5 protein-coding genes are annotated in these 6,717 nt (G+C 63.1%); 4 read left to right on the top strand and 1 reads right to left on the bottom strand.

Features of this window, described 5'->3' with window-relative positions; genetic code table 11:
• Positions 1-257: 257 nt before the first annotated feature.
• Positions 258-1,991 carry a D-lactate dehydrogenase gene (dld, locus tag B3397_RS16900; RefSeq protein WP_296252181.1) on the top strand — a complete coding sequence of 578 codons (1,734 nt, stop codon included), beginning with the start codon at positions 258-260 and terminating at the stop codon, positions 1,989-1,991.
• 169 nt (positions 1,992-2,160) lie between these two features.
• Entirely contained in the window at positions 2,161-3,063 is a 903-nt protein-coding gene (locus B3397_RS16895) for a carbohydrate kinase family protein (protein ID WP_296252178.1), read from the top strand.
• A gap of 74 nt (positions 3,064-3,137) precedes the next feature.
• On the opposite strand, the gene ptrR is transcribed toward B3397_RS16895, so the two are convergent.
• Positions 3,138-3,986 carry a putrescine utilization regulator PtrR gene (gene ptrR / locus B3397_RS16890; RefSeq protein WP_296252177.1) on the bottom strand — a complete coding sequence of 283 codons (849 nt, stop codon included), beginning with the start codon at positions 3,984-3,986 and terminating at the stop codon, positions 3,138-3,140.
• A 100-nt stretch (positions 3,987-4,086) separates the two neighbouring features.
• On the opposite strand from ptrR, the gene B3397_RS16885 reads away from it, so the two are divergent.
• Entirely contained in the window at positions 4,087-5,460 is a 1,374-nt protein-coding gene (locus B3397_RS16885; protein WP_296252176.1) for an aldehyde dehydrogenase family protein, read from the top strand.
• Positions 5,461-5,779: 319 nt separating this feature from the next.
• Positions 5,780-6,634 carry a pirin family protein gene (locus B3397_RS16880; RefSeq protein WP_296252174.1) on the top strand — a complete coding sequence of 285 codons (855 nt, stop codon included), beginning with the start codon at positions 5,780-5,782 and terminating at the stop codon, positions 6,632-6,634.
• Positions 6,635-6,717: the final 83 nt, after the last annotated feature.

Raw genomic sequence — 6,717 nt, 5'->3', positions numbered from 1 at the left:
CCGACAAGTGCAGTCAGTGGAGACAGTGCTACCCGCAGCCGCCCCCCTCCGAAGGCAGTATTTACCCCCCCCCAAACGCCCCCCCCACCTGTGGGACCGGCGTAAGCCGGGTCAAGCCCCCCCCCAAGATCGCACGCCCTATCCCAACAGCCCCGACGCGCTCACACCGCGACCACGCCACCCCCAACGAATCCATTTGAATGATTGCCCCACAGCGCCTAACTTGGCAGAACAATAATGTCCCGCGGAATCGCCCAATGAACACGATTGCCCTCGCCACGCCCGCCCCGGCGACCACCGACGCCAAGCAGCTGATCGCCCAGCTGCGGGGCCTGGTCGGTGCTTCCCACGTGCTTACCGAACCAGCCGACACGGTGCGTTTTCGCCACGGCTTTCGCTTCGGCAGCGGCAGCGCCCTGGCGGTGGTGCAGCCCGGCTCGCTGCTGGAACAGTGGCAAGTGGTCAAGGCCTGCGTGGCTGCCGACCGCATCGTCATCATGCAGGCCGCCAATACCGGTCTCACCGGCGGCTCGACGCCTGACGGCGGTTACGACCGCGAAGTGGTCATCATCAGCACGCTGCGCATGCGTACCGTGCAAGTGATCGAAGAAGGCCGGCAGGTCATCTGCTTCCCGGGCTCGACCCTCGACCAACTGGAAAAGGTGCTCAAGCCCCTGGGCCGCGAACCGCACTCGGTGATCGGTTCTTCGTGCATCGGTGCGTCGGTGTTTGGCGGGGTGTGCAACAATTCTGGCGGCTCCCTGGTACGCCGGGGCCCGGCCTATACCGAGATGGCCGTGTACGCGCAACTCGACGCCCAGGGCCAGCTGCACCTTATCAATCACCTGGGGGTGGAACTGGGCGACACCCCGGAGGAGATTCTCGGCAACCTCGACGCGCGCCGCTACACCGACAGCGATATCCACACCGATGCCGGGCGCGGCTCGGACCATGGCTATGCCCAGTACGTGCGCGACGTGGACGCTGCTACCCCTGCACGCTTCAACGCTGACCAGCAGCGCCTTCACGAAGCCAGCGGCAGCGCCGGCAAGCTGGCCGTGTTTGCGGTACGCCTGGACACCTTCGTTGCCGAGCGCGACACCGCAGTGTTCTACATCGGCAGCAACGATACCGGCGACCTTACGCAGATCCGCCGGCAGATGCTGGCGCAGTTCGAAGAGCTGCCCATCGCCGGTGAATACATGCACCGCGATGCCTACGACGTGGCCGCCGACTACGGCAAAGACACCTTCCTCATGATCCATCACCTGGGCACCCAACGGCTGCCTAAGATGTTCGCGCTCAAGAGCAAGGTCGACACCGTGCTCGGGCGCTTCAAATGGCTGCCGTCCAATCTTGCCGACCGCGCCTTGCAGATCGCGGCGCGCTGCTTCCCGGATCATCTACCCAAACGCATGCAGGACTATCGCCAGCGCTACGAGCACTACCTGATGCTGAAAGTCTCGGCGGGCTCGGTGAGTGCGACCGAAAAACTGCTGAGTGAACTGTTCGCCGGACGCGACGGCGGCTACTTCCGCTGCACGGCCGAGGAAGGCTCCAAGGCGTTTCTGCACCGCTTCGCCGCTGCCGGTGCCGCGGTGCGTTACCGCGCGGTGCACGATGATGAGGTCGAGGATATCGTTGCGCTGGACATCGCCCTGGCGCGCAATGACCGTCAGTGGTTCGAAACCCTGCCCGATGCCATCGAGCAGCAGATGATCGTCAAGCTGTATTACGGCCACTTCTTCTGTCACGTCTTCCATCAGGATTACATTGTGCGCAAGGGCAGTGACTGTCTGGCTGTCGAACACCAGATGTGGGCGTTGCTCGACCGGCGCGGGGCCGAGTACCCGGCCGAGCACAACGTCGGCCATCTGTACCCCGCCAAACCCGCACTCAAGGCGTTCTATCAACAACTGGACCCCTGCAATGCCTTCAATCCTGGCGTGGGCCAGACATCGAAATGTCGGCACTGGCAGAACCAGGCCTGAATCCAGCGCCTGGGGCCGGCGAGATCAAGAAAGTATCGCTGGCAGGTGCACCCCGTATTAGAGCTCAGCGGCCATTGGCGTTAAGGTAGGGCTTCCAATATCCCAGACCAGGCCAGGGCCGACCGTGAGCGTTGGCCTCGAGCGCTGGCAAAGCGACAAGGAACAATCGATGGCAATGCCCCGCATAGTGGTTTTCGGCGAAGCCTTGACCGATATCGTTCAAGGCTCCCCTGGTCAATGGCGCGGATACCCGGGCGGTGCGCCCTGGAACGTGGCCCGTACCTTGAGCAGGCTCGGCCTGTCCGCCGCGTTTGCTGGCGCCATCAGCAGCGACTCGCTGGGTGACGAAATCGCCGAGCAGTCGGCCCAGGCCGGCCTGGACATGCGCTTCATCCAGCGGGTGGACGCCGACCCGTTGGTGGCCATCGTGCCCAGCGCGCGACCGCCGCGCTATTTTTTTGCCGGGGAAGCCGATCTGCGTTTTGATCCCGCCTTGCTCCCCGAGGACTGGTTGGCGGCGGCGCAGATCTGTCACTTCAGCTGCATCAGCCTGGCTCGCCAACCCTTGGGCGCGCAGTTGCTCAAAGTCGCCGAGCAGTGCCGTGAGGCTGGCAAGCACATCAGTTACGACCCCAACTGGCGCAACCTGATGGACGCCCACTACCGCGAGCAGACCTTCCCGACCCTGATCGCCATGGCCGACACCATCAAACTCTCCGACGAAGACTTGCGCCAGATCTACCCGGGCCTGACCGAAGCCCAGGCCCTGAATGAACTCCGCGCCATGAACCCCGCCGCCGAGGTGCTGTTCACCCGCGGCGAGCACGGCATGGTGCTGCACACTCAGGACCGCCAATACGAACAGGCAGCCATCGCGATCGAGGTAGTGGATACCGTGGGTGCGGGCGATGCCAGCATGGCCGGCTGGCTCGCCTCTCATATGCTCGGCCTCGAAGACCCGCAACAACGCTTGCGCTTCTCCGCCGCGTGCGCTTCGGCCTCCTGCCAGCACGCCGGTGCCCATGCGCCGGACCTGGCAGAAGTGCAGGCGCTACTCTCTCCCACCCCGTAGCAGCGGATTAATCCGCGTCAGCTGGCGCCACGGTGCATCGTGAACACTCGGATGGGACGCGGATGAATCCGCTGCTACAGCATTTCGAGCATGGCGGTGAGGTTGGGGGAGCCGCCACCGCGGCGCCAGATCAGCCAGGTCTGCAACCAGCGAAAATCCTCCACCAGCGGCCAGACGCTGACATTGCTGCTGCCCGGCATGCTTTCCAGCATGCTGCGCGGCATCAATGCCAGGCCCGCACCGGCGCTGACGCAGGCGAGCATGCCGTGGTATGACTCCATTTCGAAGATCTTGCCGGGGGCTGCGCCATCGGCGACGAACCAGTTCTCGAAGTGCCGCCGGTAGGAACAGTTGGCGCGAAACGCATAGATCGTCTCGCCGTTCACATCCCGAGCGCGAGCGACCTCGGCATGGCTACGGGCACTGACCAGCACCATTTCCTCGTCATACACCGCACGCCCGTCCAGCAGCGGATGGTGCAACGGGCCGTCGACGAAAGCTGCGGCCAGGCGGCCGCTGAGCACGCCATCGAGCATGTCGCCGGAAGGACCCGTGGACAAGTCCAGCTCGACCTTGGGAAAGCGCTGGTGATAGGCAGCCAGCAGCGGCGGGATGCGTACCGCGGCCGTGCTCTCCAGTGAGCCCAGGGAGAACGCGCCCTGGGGTTCGCTGCCGGAGACCGCTTGGCGCGCTTCCTCGACCAGATCGAGGATGCGCCGGGTGTAGTCGAGAAAATTCCAGCCATTGGGCGACAACCGCAGGCGCAGCTTTTCGCGAATGAACAGCTCCACCCCTAAGTCGCTCTCCAGCTGTTTGATGCGCGTCGTGAGGTTCGACGGCACTCGGTGCACGCGCTGGGCGGCAGCGGCAATGCTGCCTTCCTCGGCGACGGCGCGAAAGAGCTCCAGCTGCGTGAGGTCCATACATTCTCCAATTGAGATGGTTTTGCTTATTATTATTCAATATTCATAAGCATCCAAGGGGCTTATCGTAGGTTCATGTTCTTCCAACGGAGCCACCGACATGACCCACGCCCTCTCCCTGAATCCCACCACCGGCCAGACCTTGCAGCACTATGCGTTCCAGAGCGACGAGCAACTGGAGCTTGCCCTGGCAGGTAACTTCGCGGCATTCCAGCAATGGCGCTACACCCCTCTGGCGGAGCGGGCCGACACCCTGGTGCGCTTGGCCCAAGTGCTGCGCAACATGGCCGAGCCCCTGGCCCGCATGATCACCGAGGAAATGGGCAAGCCCATCAGCCAGGCCCGCGGTGAAGTGGAAAAATGCGCCGGCCTGTGCGAATGGTATGCCGAGCACGGTCCGGCGATGTTGGCCGCCGAAGCGACTCAGGTCCCGGGCAACAAGGCGCGCATCGAATACCGCCCACTGGGCCCGGTACTGGCCGTCATGCCCTGGAATTTCCCCCTGTGGCAGGTACTGCGCGGCGCGGTCCCGGTGCTGCTGGCGGGTAACAGCTATTTGCTCAAACACGCGCCCAACGTGATGGGCAGCGCCACCTTGCTGCACGACGCCTTCATCGAAGCCGGATTGCCGGAGCATCTCTTCGCGTTGCTCAACGTGGAACCGCAGGGGGTCTCTCGAGCGATTGCCGATTCCCGTGTAGCCGCAGTCACCGTCACCGGGAGCGTTCGGGCAGGCTCGGCGATTGCCGCTCAGGCCGGCGCCGCGCTGAAGAAATGTGTGCTGGAGCTGGGCGGTTCCGATCCGTTCATCGTCCTGGCCGATGCGGATCTGGACGAAGCGGTCAACGCCGCGTTGCTGGGACGCTTCCAGAACACCGGCCAGGTCTGTGCGGCCGCCAAGCGCCTGATCATCGAATCGAGCGTGCTGCCGGCGTTCACCGAGAAATTCGTCGCCGCGGCCAAAGCGCTGAAAATCGGCGATCCTTTGAACGAGGATACGTATATCGGCCCCATGGCCCGCTATGACCTGCGCGATGAACTGGACGGCCAGGTACAGGCGTCCATTGCCCAAGGTGCACAGCTGTTGTTGGGCGGACACAAGATCGAGGGCGTAGGCAATTACTACGCACCCACAGTGCTGGCAGGCGTGGAACCCGGCATGACCGCGTTCGATCAGGAGCTGTTTGGCCCTGTCGCGGCGATCATCGAAGCCCGTGATGCCGAGCACGCCTTGGCGCTGGCCAACGACAGCGAATTCGGCCTGACCGCCAGCGTGTGGACGGCCAACGAGGCGATGATCGAGCGTTTCATCGAGCGATTGGAAACAGGTGGGGTGTTCATCAACGGGTACAGTGCGTCGGATGCCCGAGTGGGTTTTGGAGGGGTGAAGAAAAGCGGGTTTGGCCGTGAACTGTCTCACTTCGGGATTCGCGAGTTTTGCAACGCCCAGACGGTGTGGCTGGATCGTCGTTGATGGGTGGAGAGCTGGGATGGGTTTGATGTGAGATGATTGTTTGATCTTGGGTGTAGGGGGTTGAGGATTGTGGTGAATGGTCCCCTCACCCCAGCCCTCTCCCTGAGGGAGAGGGAGTCGTACGAAGGTGTCACAGATATAGGCGATCTGCTCTTAGCTCCCTCTTCCTCAGGGAGAGGGGTCGGACGAAGATGTCACAGCTATAGGCGATCTGCTTTTGCTCCCTCTCCCTCAGGGAGAGGTCTGGGGTGAGGGGACCATTCACCGCAAATCCCAACCCCTGCTCCATCCCAACCCCCCGCCACCAGCGAGTTCCCCCATGCCCACCCGTACCGTCACCCACCAGTACCCCGCTTACCGCGACGACATCGGCGACCTCACCACTCGCCGCCCTCTACCCGGCCCGGATATCGAGCAACTGGACCCGTTCCTGTTCCTCAACCATCACGGCCCACAGACCTATCCCCCCGGCAACCAGGGCCTGCCCTTCGGCCCACACCCACATCGCGGCTTCGAAACCATCACCTTCATCCTGCAGGGCAACCTGTCACATCTGGACAGCGGCGGCCATGAAAGCATTATCGGCGCTGGCGGCGTGCAATGGATGACCGCAGGTTCAGGGCTGGTTCACGCCGAACTGTCGCCCGAGTCATTCAAGCGCGAAGGCGGCCCCCTGGAAATTCTGCAGCTGTGGCTCAACCTGCCGTCATGCTTGAAGATGACCGCGCCGGCCTACACCGGCCTGCAGCGCGAAAGCATTACCGTGATCAATCAGGACAACGCTGAAATCCAGCTCATCTCCGGCGACTGTGCGGGGAAAGAAGGCCCAATCCGTTCGCTCACCCAAACCTGCATGATGGTCGTCACGCTACAAGCGGGCGCAAAAGTGCGCTTGCCCGCCCCCAGCAGCAGGAACGTTTTTCTGTACGTGGTCAACGGCAGTGCCGAGATTGCCAGCGTCGTGCTGGAGCAACACCACCTAATCGCCCTCAGCGGGGACGCCGATGAAGTTGTGATCGACAGCGCCCAAGGGTCGACGCTGCTCTATGGCCATGCTGAGCCGCTCAACGAACCCGTGGTCAGCTATGGACCGTTCGTGATGAACACCCAGGAAGAAATCCAGCAGGCGATGGCCGATTACAGAGCCGGCAAGTTCGGCCAAGTGCCTGGCTAACGCCCCTGCTACTCGTCACCTGCTCACCTGATGCGCCCCATCAGGTGCAGCCGACGCGCTTGTAGTCCTACCACTCCTCCCTT

This window comes from Pseudomonas sp. UBA4194 (assembly GCF_002379585.1).
GTDB lineage: Bacteria > Pseudomonadota > Gammaproteobacteria > Pseudomonadales > Pseudomonadaceae > Aquipseudomonas.
Note: the sequence above shows the minus strand (reverse complement) of the source record. Positions and strands in the feature narration are given on the sequence as shown.

Excerpts from the sequence above, each read along its gene's own strand:
- dld (WP_296252181.1), top strand. The coding sequence starts at position 258 with ATGAACACGATTGCCCTCGCCACGCCCGCCCCGGCGACCACCGACGCC.
- B3397_RS16895 (WP_296252178.1), top strand. The coding sequence starts at position 2,161 with ATGGCAATGCCCCGCATAGTGGTTTTCGGCGAAGCCTTGACCGATATC.
- ptrR (WP_296252177.1), bottom strand. The coding sequence starts at position 3,986 with ATGGACCTCACGCAGCTGGAGCTCTTTCGCGCCGTCGCCGAGGAAGGC.
- B3397_RS16885 (WP_296252176.1), top strand. The coding sequence starts at position 4,087 with ATGACCCACGCCCTCTCCCTGAATCCCACCACCGGCCAGACCTTGCAG.
- B3397_RS16880 (WP_296252174.1), top strand. The coding sequence starts at position 5,780 with ATGCCCACCCGTACCGTCACCCACCAGTACCCCGCTTACCGCGACGAC.